The organism is Nocardioides sp. URHA0032, from assembly GCF_000620645.1.
Lineage (GTDB): Bacteria > Actinomycetota > Actinomycetes > Propionibacteriales > Nocardioidaceae > Nocardioides.
Map to the genome: position 1 here is coordinate 30,502 of NZ_JIAV01000002.1, position 16,155 is coordinate 46,656.

Below are 16,155 nucleotides of genomic sequence, written 5' to 3' on the forward strand. Positions count from 1 at the left end.
GGCGAAGACGGTGGCGAGGAGGATCAGCAGCAGCAGGGTCATGGCAGTAATACTGCGCCGTTCGTGATCCTGCCACGAGTGGCAGGAAAGACGCCCTTCGTTGATTTCCTGCCACCGGTCCGGCAGGCTGTGCCCATGCAGAAGGTCGCCGTCGTCGTGCAGGACGGAGCCGAGCCGTTCGGGCTCGGGTCGCTGGTCGAGGTGTGGGGGGAGCCCGAGCGCCCGGGGGACGACACGCCGTCCTTCGACTTCCAGGTCTGCACGCCGCGCCCGGGGCGGGTGCGCGGCCGGTCCGACTACGACCTGCACGTGGAGCGGGGGCTGGAGGCCACGGCGGACGCCGACCTGGTGTGCCTGAGCCCGAAGTACGAGTTCACCCGGCACGACCCCGCCGTGCTGGACGCGGTGCGGTCGGCGTACGACCGCGGGGCGATCATCTATGCCCACTGCTCGGCGGTCTTCGAGCTGGGCGCGGCCGGGCTGCTCGACGGTCGCGAGTGCACGACGCACTGGCGCTACACCGGCCTGCTCGAGCGGATGTACCCCGAGGCGAAGGTCTGCCCCGACGTGCTCTACTGCCACGACGGCTCGGTCCTCACCGGCGCCGGCTCCGCGGCCGGCATCGACGCCTCCCTGCACCTGATGCGCGAGCAGTTCGGGGCCCGGGTGGCCGCGACGACCGCGCGCCGGATCGTCGTGCCGCCGCACCGGGACGGCGGCCAGGCGCAGTTCATCGCCAGGCCGGTGCCCGACTGCGACGCCGAGACCCTGGGCCCGCTCCTGCAGTGGATCGTCGAGAATATCGGCGACGACCTGAGCGTGGAGTCGCTGGCCCGCCAGAGCCACATGTCCGAGCGCACCTTCGCGCGCCGCTTCCGCGCCGAGACCGGGACCACGCCGCACTCCTGGGTCACCCGGCAGCGGGTCCGGGCCGCGGAGGAGCTGCTGGAGCGCACGGACCACTCGATCGACTGGATCGCGGACGAGGTCGGCTTCGGCAACGCGGCCACGCTGCGGCACCACTTCGCGCGGGTGCGCGGGCTCAGCCCGCAGCAGTACCGCCGCCGCTTCGCCGGGTGATCGCCCGGGCGCTCTGCCAGGTGCTCCGTGCAGCCGGCCGAGGGACCTCGGAGTCGGACGCCTACTCGAACGTGGTCACGGTGGTGGTGCCGGCCAGCTGATCGCGGCGCACCTTGCCGGTCAGCGTGCGCGGCAGCTCGTCGAGGTGGCGGTACTCCTTGGGCCGCTTGGGCGGCGCGAGCCGCTCGCGCGCGAAGGCGTCGAGGTCGGCGGCCGTGGCAGTGCCGACGACGGCCGCGCAGACCCGCTGGCCCCACCGGTCGTCCGGGACGCCGTACACCGCGATGTCCGCGACCCCCGGGTGCTCGCGGAGCGCGTTCTCGACCTCCAGCGGGTATACGTTCACCCCGCCGGTGATGACCAGGTCGTGCCGGCGGCCGTCCAGGTACAGGTACCCGGCCTCGTCCAGCCGGCCGACGTCGTGGACCGTGAACTCGTCGCCGCGCCAGGCGCTCGCGGTCTTCTCCGGGTCGCCGAAGTACTCGAACCGGGCGTACGCCGGCACCGCGCACCAGATCGTGCCCTCGGGATCGACCGAGAGCCGGCGACCCGGCCGCGCGCCGCCGACGGTGCCGGGCCGCTCGAGCCACTCCTCGCTGCGGCAGGCGGTGAACTGGCCCTCGGTGGAGCCGTAGAACTCCCAGGTCGACCCGTCCGGGAAGGCCTCGATCAGCCTCCGCTTCAACGCCGGCGGGCAGGGCGCGCCGGCGTGCGCGACCAGCCGGAAGCTCGACAGGTCGGGCCGGCCGTGCGTGTCCCAGTGCGCGAAGAGCCGCTGGAGGTGCGCGGGAACGCAGAACATCGTGGTCGGCCGGTCGCGCTCGATGGCCGCCGTCGCGAGCGCCGCGTCGAAGGGTCCGGGCACGACGACCCGACCACCCGCGAGCGCCGTGCCGCTGGCGAAGCGGAGCGGCGCCGAGTGGTAGAGCGGGCTGAGGACGAGGTTCACGTCGTCCTCCCGGAACCCCCACATGGCGCGCTCCTCCTCCACGAGCGCGATCGCGTCGGCGGGACCGAGGACGCCGCTCCAGACGCCCTTGGGGGTGCCGGTGGTGCCGCTGGTGACGTGCATCGGGCGAGCACGGGGTAGGCCCGCGTCCCCGGCCAGCGCGGCGAGCGCGTCCTCGGTGCCGACGACGAGGGCGGGATCGAGGTCGCCGAGGATCCGCTCGCGCTCGTACGCCGTCAGCCGCGGGTCCAGCGGGATCGGCACCACCCCGCGCGCGAGGAGGGCCAGCACGGCGTCGAGGTAGGTCAGCGATCCCGGCACCAGCAGCGCGACCCGGTCGCCCTCGTGCAGCCCGTCTCCCACGGGGCAGGACTGTAGTCGGGAACCCCCTGCTGACTAGGCGAGCCCCAGGTCGGCGGTCAGCTGGCCGGTCACCTGGGCGAAGTGGGCGTCGTAGTCGAGGATGCCGCGGTACATGTGACCGAACAGCTCCAGGCTGAGGTGCCCGAACACCGTCGACCAGGCGATCAGCCAGCGCACGGTCCGCTCGTCGTCCAGGGGTACGTCGAGCGCCTGGCGGATGCCGCCGAGGGCCTGGCGCTCCTGCGCGCTCACCGGGCGGGCCTGCGGCACCGCGTCGCCGCGCTGCCCGGACAGCTGGGCGAGCGTGAGGAACGCGCCGCTGATCCGCGCGGCGGAGGGGATCGTGGTGTCCGGGGCGGCGTACCCGGGGACGGGGGAGCCGTAGAGCAGGGCGTACTCGTGCGGGTTCGCCCGGGCCCAGTCGCGGATCGCGTTCCCGACCGCGATGAAGCGTCCGGCCAGATCGTCGCGGTCGCGCACGCCGGCGTCGGCGGTCTCGACCGCGTCGCCGAGCTCGTCGTACGCCTCGATGATCAGCGCGGTCAGGAGGTCGTCGCGGCTCGGGAAGTAGCGGTAGACGGCGGACGACACCAGGCCCACCTCGCGCGCGATCGCGCGCAGCGACAGGGCGGCGGGTCCGACCTCGGCGAGATGGCGGCGGCCCGTCACCTGGATCGCGCGGGTCTGCTCCGCGCGGTTCTCGGCACGTGACTTCGGGGGCATGCCCGCATCCTCGCACAAATCGAGAGCAGTGCTCTTGTTTTGCGTCGGCCGGTGTGCCAGCCTGGGGAAAGCGAGAGCACTGCTCTCGATTCATCGGACCTCCAGGAGGAACCCATGTCCGCTCTCCACGTCATCGTCGGCGCCGGCCCCGTCGGGCGCGCCACCGCCGTCGCCCTCGTCGCCCGGGGCCACGACGTGCTGCTCGTCAGCCGCTCCGGCGCCGGCCCCGACATCCCCGGGGTCCGCCGCGCGGCCGCCGACGCGGCCGACGCCGAGCGGGTCACGGAGCTCGCGACCGGTGCGGTCGCGCTCTACAACTGCGTGAACCCGCCGTCGTACACGGTGTGGCCGACCTTCTGGCCGCCGATCGCGGCGGCGTTCCTCACGGCTGCCGAGCGCACCGGGGCGACGCTGGTGACCGCCTCCTGCCTCTACGGCTACGGCCCGGTCGAGGGGCCGATGGTCGAGGGCCTGCCCGACGCGGCGACCACGAAGAAGGCCGGCATCCGCGCGCGGATGTGGGCCGAGGCCCGGGCCGCGCACGAGGCCGGTCGGATCACGGCCGTCGAGGTCCGCGGCTCCGACTACATGGGTCCGTGGATCGACCCGGACCACGCGCACATCGTCCGGGTGACGGAGGCCGCGCTGGCCGGGAGGACGGTGCGGGTGATGGGCCGGCCGGACCAGCCGCACTCGTTCACCGACGTCCGCGACATGGGCCGGGCGCTGGCCGCGGTCGCGCAGGTGCCCGAGGCATGGGGCCGGGTCTGGCACGCGCCGACCAACGCGCCGCGCACCCAGGCGGAGGCGATCGCCGACGTCTGCCGCGCCGCGGGGCGTGAGCCGGTCGCGGTCAAGGGCTTCCCGAGGTGGGTGCTGGGGGTGATGGGCCGGTTCGTGCCGGTGCTCCGCGAGCTGCGGGAGACCGAGTACCAGTTCCGCTCGCCGTACGTCCTCGACTCGAGCGCCATCACCCGCGAGCTCGGCCTGGCGCCGACGCCGTGGGACGAGGTGTGCCGCGCGACCGCGACGGGCGAGCCTACGGCAGAGCCCTCTAGCCTGAACGCATGCGCGTCGGACTGACCGGAGGCATCGCCTCGGGCAAGAGCACCGTCTCGGAGATGCTGGCCGAGCTCGGCGCCACGATCATCGACGGCGACGTGCTCGCCCGCGAGGTGGTCGACAAGGGCACCCCGGGCCTGGCGCAGGTCGTCGAGGCCTTCGGCCCGGAGATCCTGACCGACCAGGGCGACCTCGACCGGCCGAAGCTGGGCAGGATCGTCTTCAACGACGAGGCGCAGCGGAAGCTGCTCGAGGGGATCGTCCACCCGCTGGTGTTCGAGCGGTACGCCGAGCTCGAGGCGGCCGCCCCGCGGGACGGCGTCGTCGTGCACGACATCCCGCTGCTGGCCGAGACCGGCCGCGCGGACGACTTCGACGCGGTGATCGTCGTCGAGACCCCCGCCGAGGTGCAGGTCGAGCGGATGCTCCGCGACCGGGGCTGGACCCGCGCCGATGCCGAGTCGCGGATCGCGGCCCAGGCCACGCCGGAGCAGCGCCGGGCCATCGCCACCCACCTGATCCTCAACACCGGCACCCGCGAGGACCTCCGCGAGCGGGTCCGCGAGGTCTATGCGGAGCTGCTCGCGGAGGCCTGAAGCGGGACCGCGGAACCGTCAGGCTGCGAGGTCGGGGTCCCCGAGGCGGCGGAGCTTCTGGAGCGCCTCGCGCTCCAGCTGCCGGACCCGCTCCGCGGAGATCCCGTGCTTCGCGCCGATGTCGGCCAGCTTGTGCTGGCGACCGTCGACCAGACCGTAGCGCGAGCGGATGATGTCCGCGGCGCGCTCGTCCAGCTGGCCGACCAGCGTGTTGAGCCGCTCGCGCGACTCGACGTCGATGAAGTTCAGGTCGGGTCCCGGCGAGCTCTCCTGGGCCATCAGGTCGCCCAGCGAGGTGTCGCCGTCCTCGTCGACGGGGGAGTCCAGCGAGACGTGCTCGCGGCCCCACGCCATCAGGTCGAGGACCCGCTCGACGTCCATGTCGAGCTCCTTGGCGATCTCCTGGGGCTCGGGGTCCCGGCCCAGCTGCCGCTCGAGGGTACGGCGCGCGCCGCCGACCTGGTTGAGCTCCTCGACGACGTGCACGGGCAGCCGGACCACCCGGGCCTGCTGCGCGATGCCGCGGGTGATCGCCTGGCGTACCCACCACGTGGCGTACGTCGAGAACTTGTAGCCCTTGGTGTAGTCGAACTTCTCGACCGCCCTGATCAGGCCGGTGTTGCCCTCCTGGATCAGGTCGAGCATCGGCATCTGGGCCCGCCCGTACTTGCGCGCGATCGAGACGACCAGGCGCAGGTTCGCGGTGATGAACGTGTCGACGGCCTTGCGGCCCTCCTCGGCGAGCCACTCGAGCTCGTCCTGCCTGGCCTGCATCGGGGCGCCGCCCTTCTTGCGGCCCACGCGGCCCTCGGCGAGGAGGTGCTCGGCCATCAGGCCGGCCTCGATGGCCTTCGAGAGCTCCACCTCGGCGGCAGCGTCCAGGAGGGGGTTCCGCGCGATCTCGTCGAGGTACAGGCCGACGCTGTCGCGGCCCTCGATCTCTCGGGTGCGGGCCGGTGCAGTACGTGTTGCCATGGGACGCCCTCCTCTTCCTACCTGGGTGGACGGCGCCGCTGCGCCCCCACACGTGCTGTACAACGCCCACGGTGACCAGCGGATTCCCCGGTCAAACATCGGCCTGTCATCCGGAACGACGTGTGGAGGGCCGGTTGAGTTGCGTCTGGGAAGAACTCTCAGGGACTTCTCAGGAGCGGGTGACCAGCCGCATCCGGTCGAGCATCCACGCGAGGGCGAACGCCCGGTCGTGCCAGGACTTGTACCGGCCCGACACGCCGCCGTGCCCGGCGGCCATCTCGGTGCGCAGCAGGAAGTCCCGGCGGCCGACCGCCGTCGCCCGCAGCCGCGCGATCCACTTGGCGGGCTCGACGTACAGCACGCGGGTGTCGTTGAGGGACGTCTCCGCGAGGATCGGCGGGTAGTCCAGCGCCGCGACGTTGTCGTACGGCGCGTACGACGCGAGGTAGTCGTACACGTCCGGGTCCGCCTCGGGGTTGCCCCACTCGTCGTACTCGGTGACCGTCAGCGGCAGCGTCGCGTCCAGCATCGTGGTGAGCGCGTCGACGAACGGCACCCCCGCGACCACGCCGCCGAACAGCCCCGGCGCTTGGTTCGCGACCGCCCCCACCAGCAGCCCGCCCGCGCTGGCGCCCTCCGCGAGGAGCACGTCCGGGGTGGTCCACCCGGTGTCGACGAGGTGGCGGGCGCAGGCGATGAAGTCGGAGAAGGTGTTCTGCTTGCGGAACAGCTTGCCGTCGTCGTACCACCGCCGGCCCATCTCGCCGCCGCCCCGCACGTGCGCGATCGCGAACGCGGCGCCCCGGTCGAGCAGCGAGAGCCGGGCGATCGAGAAGTACGGGTCGATCGAGGTCTCGTACGCGCCGTACCCGTAGAGCAGGACCGGCACGGGCCCCGTCCCGCCGCCCTCGGCCTCGCGGGAGCCGCGGCGCGCCACGATCGAGATCGGCACCCGCTCGCCGTCCTCGGCGGTCGCCCAGAGCCGGTGCTCCTCGTAGTCGGCGGGGTCGTAGCCACCGAGGACGGGGGTACGCCGGAGCAGCGTCAGCTCGCGGGTCCGCACGTCGTAGTCGTAGACCGAGGAGGGCACCGCCATCGTCGTGTACCCGAGGCGCACCACCGGCTGGTGGAAGCCGGGGTTGCCGGCCGAGCCGACCGTGTAGACGGCGTGGTCGAACTCGACCAGGTAGTCGTCGCCGAGCCCCTGCTCGCCGAGCTCGACGATGCGGAGCTGGGTCAGGCCGTCGCTGCGCTGGTGCACCACGAGGTGGCCGGCGAACGCGTCCACGTCCTCCAGGCGTACGGCGGGGTCGTGCGCGATGAGCGGCCGCCACTGCCCGGCCGGGGTGGGCTCGATCGGCGCGGTGGCCAGCTCGAAGTCGGGCCCGGTGCCGTTGTGGAGGACCAGGAAGACGTCGTCGCCGCCGATCACGGCGTGGTCGAGGGAGTACTCGAGGCCTTCGTGCCGGGCGCTGAACGTGCGGAAGCCGAGCTCCGGGCGGTCGGCGTCCAGGAACCGGTACTCCGAGGTCGTCTTGGAGCCGCTGGCGACCACGATGAACCGGTCGCTGCGGGTCCTGCCGACACCGACCCAGAACCGGCCGTCGGTCTCGTGGTGCACCAGCTCGTCGTCGGACTGCGCGGTCCCGAGGCGGTGCCGCCATATCTTGTCGGCGCGCCACGCCTCGTCGACCGTCGTGTAGTAGAACGCCTCGCCGTCGCGCTCCCAGGTGGCACCGCCGAGGGCGCCGGTGATCTCGTCGGGCAGCAGGCCGCCGGTGGAGAGGTCCTTGACGCGGATCGTGTACCGCTCGTCGCCGACCACGTCGGTGGAGTAGGCCAGCAGGTTCGCGTCCGGGCTGACCGAGGAGCCGCCGAGCGAGAAGAACTCGTGGCCCCGGGCCAGCTCGTCGAGGTCGAGCAGCACCTGCTCCCCGGGCAGCGCGGGCTGGTCCGGGCTGGTGTCCTCGGCGGGCAGCGGCGGGTTCCAGTCATCGGGGTCCGTCACCGGCACCCGGCAGCTGGCGCCGTACTCCCTGCCCTCGAACGAGCGCCCGTAGTACCAGTAGCCGCGGTTGCGTGTGGGCACGGAGAGGTCGGTCTCCCGGGTGCGCGCCTTGATCTCGTCGAAGATCTGCTGCCGCAGGTCGGCCAGGTGGGCCGTGCGGTCCTGGGTGTAGGCGTTCTCCGCCTCCAGGTACGCCGTCACCTCGGGCGACGCCTTCTCGCGCAGCCACTCGTAGTCGTCGGCACGGGTCCGGCCGTGGTGCTCGGTGGGGTGGGGCCGCCGGTCGGCGACGGGTGGCTGTGCGGGGGACGGCATGGCGGCGACTGTAGCGTCGGCCTCATGGCGGTCATCGACCTGAACGCCGACCTCGGTGAGGAGGTCACCGACGACGCGGCGCTGCTCACCGTCGTGACCAGCGCGAACGTCGCGTGCGGCTACCACGCCGGCACGCCGGCGACCATGCGGGCGGTGTGCGCCGAGGCGGCCGCGCGTGGCGTCGCGGTCGGCGCCCAGGTCTCGTACGCCGATCGGGAGGGGTTCGGCCGGGTGCCGCGGGACGTGCCGTACGAGGTGCTCCGCGAGCAGGTCGCCGACCAGGTCGGCGTGCTGGCCGCGACCGCGGGGGAGTGCGGGACCGAGGTGCGGTACCTGAAGCCGCACGGTGCGCTCTACCACCGGGTGCTCGACGACGAGGAGCAGGCGGCCGCGGTCCTGGACGGCTCCGGGACGTTGCCGGTGCTCGGGATGCCCGGCGTGCTCCTGACCGGGGCGCGCGCGGCCGGGAGAGCGGTGTTCCACGAGGGCTTCCCGGACCGCGGGTACACCCCCGAGGGCCGGCTGGTGCCGCGGTCCGAGCCGGGTGCGCTCGTCACGGCGGAGCGCGACATCGTCGCGCAGGCGCTCCTGCTGGCGGAGACGGTGGACTCGCTCTGCCTGCACGGCGACTCGCCGGGCGCGGTGCGGCACGCGGGCGCCGTGCGCGCGGCGTTGCTCGCGTCGGAGCTGGAGCTCCGTCCGTTCGTCGGCGCGCCGTAGCGGGGGATGAGCGGCCAGGTGGCCCATGCTGCACCCGTGCACACCACCACGCTCGCGGCGCTCGCCGCCGCCGTCCTGCTGCCCGTCTCCCTGACCGCCTGCTCCGGCGAGGTCAGCGTCGGGGGCGGTGGGTACGACCCCGACGACGTCGCCGCCAAGGTCCAGGAGGCGCAGGAGAAGGCCACGCCCGACCTCGACGTGACCGACGCGACCTGCCCCGACGACGAGCCCGAGAAGGGCGGCACGATCGAGTGCACGATCGCGATCGACGGCGTCGAGGCGCCGTACTCCGTGACGTTCACGCGGGTCGACGACGACGGAGTGAACTTCGACGTCGCGCCGGCCAAGGCCATCGTCTCGACCGACAAGGCGGCCGGGGCGATCACCGCCCAGCTCGAGAAGGCCGGGTACCCGGGGGTCGAGGTCGACTGCGGGGACGCCGGCGTGATCGTGCAGGACCCGAAGACGACCTTCACCTGCGACCTCACCGACACCGACGGGACGACCTCGCAGGCGACGGTGACGATCGACGACCTCGACGGGAACGTCCACTTCGAGGCCTGACGCCCCGGCCCCGGATCCATCCACAGGTCTGGACCGGAACCTGTGGACTGTGCACTCCTGTTGTGGATGGAGTGCCGTTGCCTGTGGAGGAACCTGTGGGTTGGGGTGAAGCCCTTGCGGGGTGTGACCGGGGCCACGTAGAACTCTCCCTACCGAAGCCGCCGCGAGGCGGGGTCGGGGATCGGACAGGAGCGAGGATCCGCACCGCGAGGCAACTCGAGGCGCCGGCCCGGTGACGGGGACGGCGGGGTCGGAGCGAGAGTCCGGTGGGCCGGGCGTCACCGATTCCGGTCAGCCGAGGGGCCCCTGGTGCTCATACCACCGGGGGCCCCTCACCCATTTCCGACAAGATGGCGCCATGCAGCTGCGCCCGGTCGGCCCGCGTGCGGTCCTCGCAGAGGTAGGCGACGCCGCGACCGCCCTGGCGCTCGCGACCTGGGCCCGCGGTCGGGTGGTCGCCGAGGAGATCGTGCCGGCCGCCGAGACGGTGCTCTTCGACGGTGTCGCCGACCTGTCCGCGCTGTCCGGCTGGTCCCCGACCGACGCGGTGCCCGACGGACCGCTCGTCGAGATCCCGGTCGAGTACGACGGTCCCGACCTGGCGTACGTCGCGGCGGCGTGGGGGACCGACGAGGACGGCGTCGTACGCCGGCACACGTCCCTGGAGCTCGTGTCGGAGTTCTGCGGGTTCGCGCCCGGGTTCGCCTACCTGGCCGGGCTCCCGGGCGAGCTCGCCGTACCCCGCCTGGAGTCGCCGCGCCCCCGGGTGGCCGCCGGGTCGGTCGGGCTGGCCGGGACCTGGTGCGGCGTCTATCCGACGGCCTCGCCGGGCGGGTGGCGGCTGATCGGCCGCACCGACGCGGTGCTGTGGGACGCCGGCCGCGACGACCCGGCGCTGCTGGCGCCGGGCACGCGCGTGAGGTTCGTGGCCCGATGAGCCTCGAGGTGCTCGAGGTCGGCCCGCTGGTGACCGTCCAGGACCGTGGCCGCGTGGGCTTGGCGCACCTCGGCGTGCCGCGGGCGGGCGCGCTCGACGCACCGGCGGCCGCGCTGGCGAACCGGCTGGTCGGCAACGACCCGGACGCCGCCGTCCTCGAGGTGCTGCTCGGCGGGCTCGTGGTCCGCAGCGGCGCCGGCCACTGGGTCGCGGTGACCGGGGCGGCCGGGCGCGACCGGGCGGAGTGGCTCCCGGCCGGAGGGGTGCTGCGGCTCGAGCGCCCGGCGACCGGGCTGCGGACCTACCTGGCGGTCGCGGGCGGGATCGCCGTCGACCCGGTGCTCGGGTCGCGCTCGACCGACACGCTGGCCTGGGTCGGCCCGCCGCGGGTCGAGGCGGGTGCGCTGCTCCCGGTCGGGCCCACGCGCGCCGAGCCGCGGCCGCTGGACACGCCGCGCGCGCCGAAGCCGGGCCCGCTGCGCATCGTCCCGGGACCGCGGGACGACTGGTTCGCCGACGACGCGCTGGACGTGCTGTGCGGGGCGGCGTACGTCGTCGAGGCGGACTCCAACCGGGTGGGTCTGCGCCTGGCCGGCCCGGCGCTGCGGCGTACCCGGGAGGGGGAGCTGGCCTCGGAGGGCATCGTGCTCGGCGCGGTGCAGGTGCCGCCGAACGGGATGCCGGTGGTGTTCCTGGCCGACCACCCGCCGACCGGCGGCTACCCGGTGGTCGGGGTGGTCGACGCCGACGACCTGTGGCAGTGCGCGCAGCTGCGGCCGGGGGAGCTGGTGCGGTTCACGCGGGCTCCGACGCCGCCGGGTCCGCCGGCTCCGGCGGCCGCCACGGCGTGAGCAGGGGGTCGTCGTCCTTGAACGACCGCACCGGACCCGGCGGCGTAACGGCCGTCTCGAAGCGCACGGTCACGACGCCCCGGCCCGAGCCCCAGACCCACCCGCGGCCGTGCTCGGTGTGCTCGACGTCCATGCCGGGCGCCCAGGTGCGGCGCGAGTGGTGGGGGACCTCCACCTCGGGGAGGGGCTCGGCCTCCTCCTCGGCCGTCTCCCCGAAGAGGTCCTCCTGCACCCAGTCGGCCAGCCCGGAGACGCCGACGCCGAGGAGGCGGACGCCCCCGGAGGTGTCCAGGTCGGTCAGCAGTGCCCGGGCCAGGCGGGCGACGGTCGCGGAGCTGTCGGTGGGGGAGGCGAGGGTGCTCGACCGGCTGAGCGTGGTGAAGTCGTGGAGCCGGACCTTGATCGTGACCGTGCGACCGGAGAGGCCGCTCTTGCGGAGCCGGGCCGCGACGTCGTTCGCCTGCCGGGTCAGCAGCCCTTCCATCAGCCGGCGGTCGGTGAGGTCGGTGTCGTAGGTGCCCTCGACGCTGACCGACTTCGCCTCGCGCTCGGCCACCACCGGGCGGTCGTCCTCGGCCCTGGCCAGGCTGTAGAGCCAGTGGCCGTTGGCGTTGCCGAGCAGCCGGACCATCTCGTCCTCGCTCACCGACTCGAGCTCGGCCACGGTGTGGATGCCGACCCGGCGGAGCCGCTCGGCGGTCGCCGGCCCGACGCCGGGGATCACGCGCACGTCCATCGGGCGGAGCAGGTCGCGCTCGGTGCCGGGTGCGACGACGACCAGGCCGTCGGGCTTGTCGAGGTCGCTGGCGACCTTCGCGATGAACTTGGAGGTGCCGACGCCCACGGACGCGGTCAGGCCACCGGTCGCCTCGACGACCCGGGCGCGGAGGTCCTCGGCGAAGGCCGTCACGGTCTCCAGGGCCAGGTCGGGGAGGTCCGCGCGGGCCAGGTCGACGAACGCCTCGTCGAGCGACAGCGGCTCCACCAGTGGTGAGGCGGCCCGGAGCAGGCCCATCACCGTCCGGCTGGTCTCGCGGTAGGCGTGGAAGCGGCCGCTCAGGAACGCCGCGTGGGGGCACCGCGAGCGCGCCTCGCGCGTCGACATCGCCGAGCGGACGCCGTACACGCGGGCCTCGTAGGACGCGGTCGACACCACCCCCCGGCCGCCCACCCCGCCGACGACGACCGGCTTGCCGCGCAGCGACGGCTTGTCCCGCTGCTCGACCGCGGCGAAGAAGGCGTCGAGGTCGAGGTGGAGCACCGACGCTTCCGCACGCACGCGCGCACGCTACCTCTCGGCGCCGACCTCGGGCCGACGGCCCGCTCACCGTCCACCGCGAGTCCTCCGACACGACGTTCCCCAGGCGGGCTCCCGGACCGTCGCCGGTGTCCGGCCGCGCGGGGACCGTCGTCCCATGACCGCCCTCTCCTTCACCGCCCGGACCCCCGACGACGTGCTGGCCCTGGTCCCCGTCGTGCTGGGCTTCGCGCCCCGCGACTCCATCGCGATGCTGACCTTCGGCGCGGGTCACCCCTTCCACGCGCGGGTCGACCTGCCCGCCGACCCGGCCGAGCTGCCCGAGGTCGTCGACCTGCTGCTCGCGCCCGCGCGTCAGCACCGGGTCCGGCAGGTGCTGTTCGTCGTCTACAGCGACGACGCCGGGCTGGCCCGGCGTGCCGTCCGGCTGCTCGAGCGGGCCTTCGCGGAGGGCGGCATCGAGGTCGTCGAGGCGCTCCGCGCCGACGGCGAGCGCTGGTGGCCGGCGATCGGCACGCGGGCCGGCGTACCTCCCTGGGGGGTGCCGTACGACGTCGCCGCCCACCCGTTCAGCGCCCAGGCGGTCTTCGACGGACGCGTGCTGCACGGGTCCCGCGACGAGCTCCGCGGGACCCTGCGAGCCGACGACCGCCTGGTCGCCGGCGTCGTCGCGGCGCTGCCCGGGGTGGCGGGCGACCCGCCCGACGCCGGTTGGGTGCGTGCGCTGGTCGAGCGGCACTGCCGCGACGGCACGCTGCCGGCCGCCGCCGAGGTGGCCCGCCTGCTCCGCGGGGTGCTCGACCCCGAGGCCCGCGACGCCGTCACCGCGCTGCTGTGCCGCGCCACCGCACGTGAGCACGTGGGCTTCTGGACCGAGGTCGTGCGCGGCAGCCCGGACCAGCTGCTGCCGGCCCCGGCCACGCTGCTCGCGCTCGCCGCCTGGCAGGCCGGGAACGGCGCGCTGGCCTGGTGTGCGCTGGACCGGTGCTTCGACGTGGACGAGGACTACCCGCTCGCCGGCCTGGTGGCCCGGCTGCTCACCGAGGCCATGCCGCCCGAGGCGTGGGACGAGCTGCGGGAGGCCCGGTGACCCCCACGCGTGTCCGCGGCCCGGTGCGGGTACGTCCGCCCCATGGTGCGCTCGGTGGGCCTCGAGGAGGAGCTCCTGCTCCTCGACCCGCGCACCCGGCAGGTGGTCCCCGGCGCGCCCACCGTGCTCAAGGAGTTCCGCGAGCACGGCCGGGGCCGCGCCCGCCTCCGGCCGGCCACCGACGAGGTCGACGCGGAGCTGTTCCGCCACCAGCTCGAGACGCGCACCGACCCCTCCCGGGACCTCGGGGACGCGTTCGCCCAGCTGGTGAGCGCCCGCCGCACGGCGGGTGAGGCCGCGCGGGCGGTCGGGCTCGCGACGGCGGCGAGCGGCATGGTCCCGCTCGGCGGTGAACAGTCCGCGGTCACCACCAACGACCGCTACCGCGACATGGTCGACACCTTCGGCGAGATCGCGCGGGACGGCGGCACCTGCGGGCTGCACGTCCACGTCGAGATCGAGTCCGACGAGGAGGGGGTCGCGGTCATCGACCGGATCACGCCGTGGCTGCCCGTGCTGCTCGCCATGAGCGCCAACTCGCCGTTCGCGCGCGGCCGCGACACGGGCTACGCCTCCTGGCGCGCCCAGGTGTGGCGACGCTGGCCGAGCGCCGGGCCGACCGAGGCGTTCGGCTCGGTGGCTGGCTACCGGGCGACCCGGGCGATGATGCTGGAGACCGGAGCGGCGCGCGACGACGGGATGCTCTACTTCGACGCCCGGCTGTCGGTGGGACAGCCCACGGTCGAGGTCCGGGTGTGCGACACCTGCGCCGACCCGGGCGACGCGGCGGTCATCGCGGCCCTGGTCCGGGGTCTCGTCGAGACGGCCGCCCGGTCCTGGGTGCAGGACCGGCCGGTGCCGCGCTGGCGGGCCGAGGAGCTGCGTGCCGCCCAGTGGCGGGCGTCGCGGTTCGGGGTGTCGGGCGACCTGGTGCACCCGGGCACCCGCCGGCTGGCGCCGGTGCGCGCGGTGCTGGACGCGCTGGTGTCCGAGGTCGAGCCGGTGCTCGCCGAGGCCGGCGACGTCGGGCTCGTCCGCACCGGGCTGGACCGGGTCCTGCAGGCCGGCGGCGCGGCCCGGCAGCGAGCGGCGTTCGAGCGGACCGGCTCGGTCGAGGGCGTGGTCGACGACCTGGTGGCCCGGACCGAAGCGTCCTGGGACGCCACGGAACTGCGCGTGAGGTCCTAAGGTCTCGTCATGGGCGAAGAGGTGGAAGCTCAGGAGTTCTCCCGCGCCGACCGGACGCGGCACCGGGAGAAGGTGCGGCGCAACCTCGACGTGTTCGCCCGGATGCTGCGCGAGGCGCGCTTCGACACCGACGACCCGATGACCGGCCTCGAGGTCGAGCTGAACCTCGTCGACGAGCAGGGCGACCCCGCACTCAAGAACGCCGAGGCGCTCGAGGCGATCGCCGACCCCGACTTCGTCACCGAGCTGGGCCAGTTCAACGTCGAGATCAACGTGCCGCCCGCGAAGCTGCGTCAGGGCGGTCTGACGACGTTCGAGGACACCCTGCGCGGCAGCCTGAACAACGCCGAGCAGCACTCCGCCGAGATCGGCGCGCACATGGTGATGATCGGCATCCTGCCGACGCTCGCACCGGGCCACATGGACCTCAGCTCGCTGAGCGCCAACCCCCGCTACAAGCTGCTGAGCGAGCAGATCCTGGCCGCTCGCGGCGAGGACATCACGATCGCCATCGACGGCACAGAGCGGCTGAAGACCACGGCGGACTCGATCGTCCCCGAGGCGGCGTGCACGAGCACCCAGTTCCACGTCCAGACCTCCCCGGACGACTTCGCCGACTACTGGAACGCCTCGCAGGCGATCGCGTCGGTGCAGGTGGCGCTCGGCGCGAACGCGCCGTACCTCCTCGGCAAGGAGCTCTGGCGCGAGACCCGGATCCCGCTGTTCGAGCAGGCCACGGACACCCGCAGCGAGGAGCTCAAGGCGCAGGGGGTGCGGCCGCGGGTGTGGTTCGGCGAGCGCTGGATCACCTCGGTGTTCGACCTGTTCGAGGAGAACGTCCGCTTCTTCCCGGCGCTGCTGCCGGTCACCGACGACGAGGACCCGCTCGAGGTGCTCGAGCGGGGTGACACCCCGGCCCTGCCGGAGCTGCGGCTCCACAACGGGACGATCTACCGCTGGAACCGCCCGGTGTACGACGTCTCGCGCGGCGTCCCGCACCTGCGTGTCGAGAACCGCGTCCTCGGGGCCGGCCCGACGGTCGCGGACACGATCGCGAACGCCGCGTTCTACTTCGGCCTGGTCCGGAGCCTCGCCGAGAGCGAGCGCCCGCTGTGGTCGCAGATGTCGTTCAGCGCGGCCGAGGAGAACTTCCACACCGCTGCCCGGCTCGGGATCGACGCGCAGATCTACTGGCCCGGTGTCGGCCAGGTCCGCGCGACCGAGCTGGTGCTGCGCCGGCTGCTGCCGATGGCCCACGAGGGACTCGTGGCCTGGGGCGCGTCCGGCGAGGAGATCGACCGGCTGCTGGGGATCATCGAGCAGCGCTGCCTGACCGGCCACAACGGCGCCGAGTGGTTCGTCCGCCGGATGCACGCGCGCCGCAGCGAGCACGAGCGGTGGGACGCCCTGCGGGCGACGCTGTGCGACTACCGCGAGCGGATGCACACCAACGAGCCGGTCCACACCTGGGACTGA

General features: G+C 73.9%; 15 protein-coding genes. 10 read left to right on the plus strand and 5 right to left on the minus strand.

Going from position 1 to position 16,155, the window contains the following annotated elements; translation table 11 throughout:
* Window positions 1-135 precede the first annotated feature (135 nt).
* Window positions 136-1,080, plus strand: a complete 945-nt coding sequence (locus N538_RS0101225) for a GlxA family transcriptional regulator (RefSeq protein ID WP_028635779.1) — start codon at window positions 136-138, stop codon at window positions 1,078-1,080.
* A gap of 61 nt (window positions 1,081-1,141) precedes the next feature.
* Here N538_RS0101225 and N538_RS23275 read toward each other — a convergent pair whose 3' ends face one another.
* Entirely contained in the window at window positions 1,142-2,392 is a 1,251-nt protein-coding gene (locus N538_RS23275) for a class I adenylate-forming enzyme family protein (protein WP_036569089.1), read from the minus strand.
* Window positions 2,393-2,425: 33 nt separating this feature from the next.
* Entirely contained in the window at window positions 2,426-3,115 is a 690-nt protein-coding gene (locus N538_RS0101235; RefSeq protein ID WP_036569090.1) for a TetR/AcrR family transcriptional regulator, read from the minus strand.
* Window positions 3,116-3,229: 114 nt separating this feature from the next.
* On the opposite strand from N538_RS0101235, the gene N538_RS23280 reads away from it, so the two are divergent.
* Both N538_RS23280 and coaE read left to right on the plus strand, forming a co-directional pair.
* A complete protein-coding gene (locus N538_RS23280) occupies window positions 3,230-4,198 on the plus strand; it encodes an NAD-dependent epimerase/dehydratase family protein (RefSeq protein WP_036569092.1) in 969 nt (322 codons plus the stop codon).
* Window positions 4,183-4,773, plus strand: a complete 591-nt coding sequence (gene coaE / locus N538_RS0101245; RefSeq protein ID WP_028635781.1) for a dephospho-CoA kinase — start codon at window positions 4,183-4,185, stop codon at window positions 4,771-4,773. The genes N538_RS23280 and coaE overlap by 16 nt, the downstream gene beginning before the upstream one ends.
* Window positions 4,774-4,791: 18 nt before the next feature.
* Here coaE and N538_RS0101250 read toward each other — a convergent pair whose 3' ends face one another.
* Both N538_RS0101250 and N538_RS0101255 read right to left on the minus strand, forming a co-directional pair.
* The gene (locus tag N538_RS0101250; RefSeq protein WP_028635782.1) at window positions 4,792-5,748 is read right to left on the minus strand and encodes a sigma-70 family RNA polymerase sigma factor; all 957 of its coding nucleotides are present in this window, start codon (window positions 5,746-5,748) and stop codon (window positions 4,792-4,794) included.
* A gap of 169 nt (window positions 5,749-5,917) precedes the next feature.
* Window positions 5,918-8,071: a S9 family peptidase gene (locus N538_RS0101255; protein ID WP_028635783.1), complete on the minus strand. Its 2,154-nt coding sequence runs from the start codon at window positions 8,069-8,071 to the stop codon at window positions 5,918-5,920.
* Between the two features lie 24 nt (window positions 8,072-8,095).
* Between N538_RS0101255 and N538_RS0101260 the strand changes: the two genes are divergently transcribed.
* The 4 genes from N538_RS0101260 to N538_RS23290 all read left to right on the plus strand — a co-directional run bounded on the left by N538_RS0101260 (window position 8,096) and on the right by N538_RS23290 (window position 11,143).
* Complete coding sequence (locus tag N538_RS0101260; RefSeq protein ID WP_028635784.1) at window positions 8,096-8,791, plus strand: 5-oxoprolinase subunit PxpA; 696 nt, start codon at window positions 8,096-8,098, stop codon at window positions 8,789-8,791.
* Window positions 8,792-8,827: 36 nt separating this feature from the next.
* Window positions 8,828-9,355, plus strand: a complete 528-nt coding sequence (locus N538_RS23285) for a DUF4333 domain-containing protein (protein ID WP_036569095.1) — start codon at window positions 8,828-8,830, stop codon at window positions 9,353-9,355.
* Between the two features lie 358 nt (window positions 9,356-9,713).
* Window positions 9,714-10,292, plus strand: a complete 579-nt coding sequence (locus tag N538_RS0101270; protein WP_028635785.1) for a 5-oxoprolinase subunit B family protein — start codon at window positions 9,714-9,716, stop codon at window positions 10,290-10,292.
* Complete coding sequence (locus N538_RS23290) at window positions 10,289-11,143, plus strand: biotin-dependent carboxyltransferase family protein (RefSeq protein ID WP_036569097.1); 855 nt, start codon at window positions 10,289-10,291, stop codon at window positions 11,141-11,143. Before N538_RS0101270 ends, N538_RS23290 begins: the two co-directional genes overlap by 4 nt.
* Here N538_RS23290 and N538_RS0101280 read toward each other — a convergent pair.
* Window positions 11,088-12,422, minus strand: a complete 1,335-nt coding sequence (locus N538_RS0101280) for a DNA polymerase IV (RefSeq protein WP_028635786.1) — start codon at window positions 12,420-12,422, stop codon at window positions 11,088-11,090. The two genes, N538_RS23290 and N538_RS0101280, sit on opposite strands and share 56 nt — an antisense overlap.
* 136 nt (window positions 12,423-12,558) lie before the next feature.
* On the opposite strand from N538_RS0101280, the gene N538_RS0101285 reads away from it, so the two are divergent.
* Genes N538_RS0101285 through N538_RS0101295 form a run of 3 tightly spaced genes read left to right on the plus strand, consistent with a single transcriptional unit; the run spans window position 12,559 to window position 16,155 of the window.
* The gene (locus N538_RS0101285; RefSeq protein ID WP_028635787.1) at window positions 12,559-13,491 is read left to right on the plus strand and encodes a DUF4192 domain-containing protein; all 933 of its coding nucleotides are present in this window, start codon (window positions 12,559-12,561) and stop codon (window positions 13,489-13,491) included.
* A gap of 42 nt (window positions 13,492-13,533) precedes the next feature.
* A complete protein-coding gene (locus N538_RS0101290; protein WP_028635788.1) occupies window positions 13,534-14,679 on the plus strand; it encodes a carboxylate-amine ligase in 1,146 nt (381 codons plus the stop codon).
* A gap of 9 nt (window positions 14,680-14,688) precedes the next feature.
* On the plus strand, window positions 14,689-16,155 hold the full coding sequence (locus N538_RS0101295) for a glutamate--cysteine ligase (protein WP_028635789.1): 1,467 nt from the start codon (window positions 14,689-14,691) through the stop codon (window positions 16,153-16,155).

Excerpts from the sequence above, each read along its gene's own strand:
- N538_RS0101270 (WP_028635785.1), top strand. The coding sequence starts at position 9,714 with ATGCAGCTGCGCCCGGTCGGCCCGCGTGCGGTCCTCGCAGAGGTAGGC.
- N538_RS0101235 (WP_036569090.1), bottom strand. The coding sequence starts at position 3,115 with ATGCCCCCGAAGTCACGTGCCGAGAACCGCGCGGAGCAGACCCGCGCG.
- coaE (WP_028635781.1), top strand. The coding sequence starts at position 4,183 with ATGCGCGTCGGACTGACCGGAGGCATCGCCTCGGGCAAGAGCACCGTC.
- N538_RS0101285 (WP_028635787.1), top strand. The coding sequence starts at position 12,559 with ATGACCGCCCTCTCCTTCACCGCCCGGACCCCCGACGACGTGCTGGCC.
- N538_RS0101290 (WP_028635788.1), top strand. The coding sequence starts at position 13,534 with ATGGTGCGCTCGGTGGGCCTCGAGGAGGAGCTCCTGCTCCTCGACCCG.
- N538_RS23290 (WP_036569097.1), top strand. The coding sequence starts at position 10,289 with ATGAGCCTCGAGGTGCTCGAGGTCGGCCCGCTGGTGACCGTCCAGGAC.
- N538_RS0101260 (WP_028635784.1), top strand. The coding sequence starts at position 8,096 with ATGGCGGTCATCGACCTGAACGCCGACCTCGGTGAGGAGGTCACCGAC.
- N538_RS0101295 (WP_028635789.1), top strand. The coding sequence starts at position 14,689 with ATGGGCGAAGAGGTGGAAGCTCAGGAGTTCTCCCGCGCCGACCGGACG.
- N538_RS0101225 (WP_028635779.1), top strand. The coding sequence starts at position 136 with ATGCAGAAGGTCGCCGTCGTCGTGCAGGACGGAGCCGAGCCGTTCGGG.
- N538_RS23280 (WP_036569092.1), top strand. The coding sequence starts at position 3,230 with ATGTCCGCTCTCCACGTCATCGTCGGCGCCGGCCCCGTCGGGCGCGCC.
- N538_RS0101255 (WP_028635783.1), bottom strand. The coding sequence starts at position 8,071 with ATGCCGTCCCCCGCACAGCCACCCGTCGCCGACCGGCGGCCCCACCCC.
- N538_RS0101250 (WP_028635782.1), bottom strand. The coding sequence starts at position 5,748 with ATGGCAACACGTACTGCACCGGCCCGCACCCGAGAGATCGAGGGCCGC.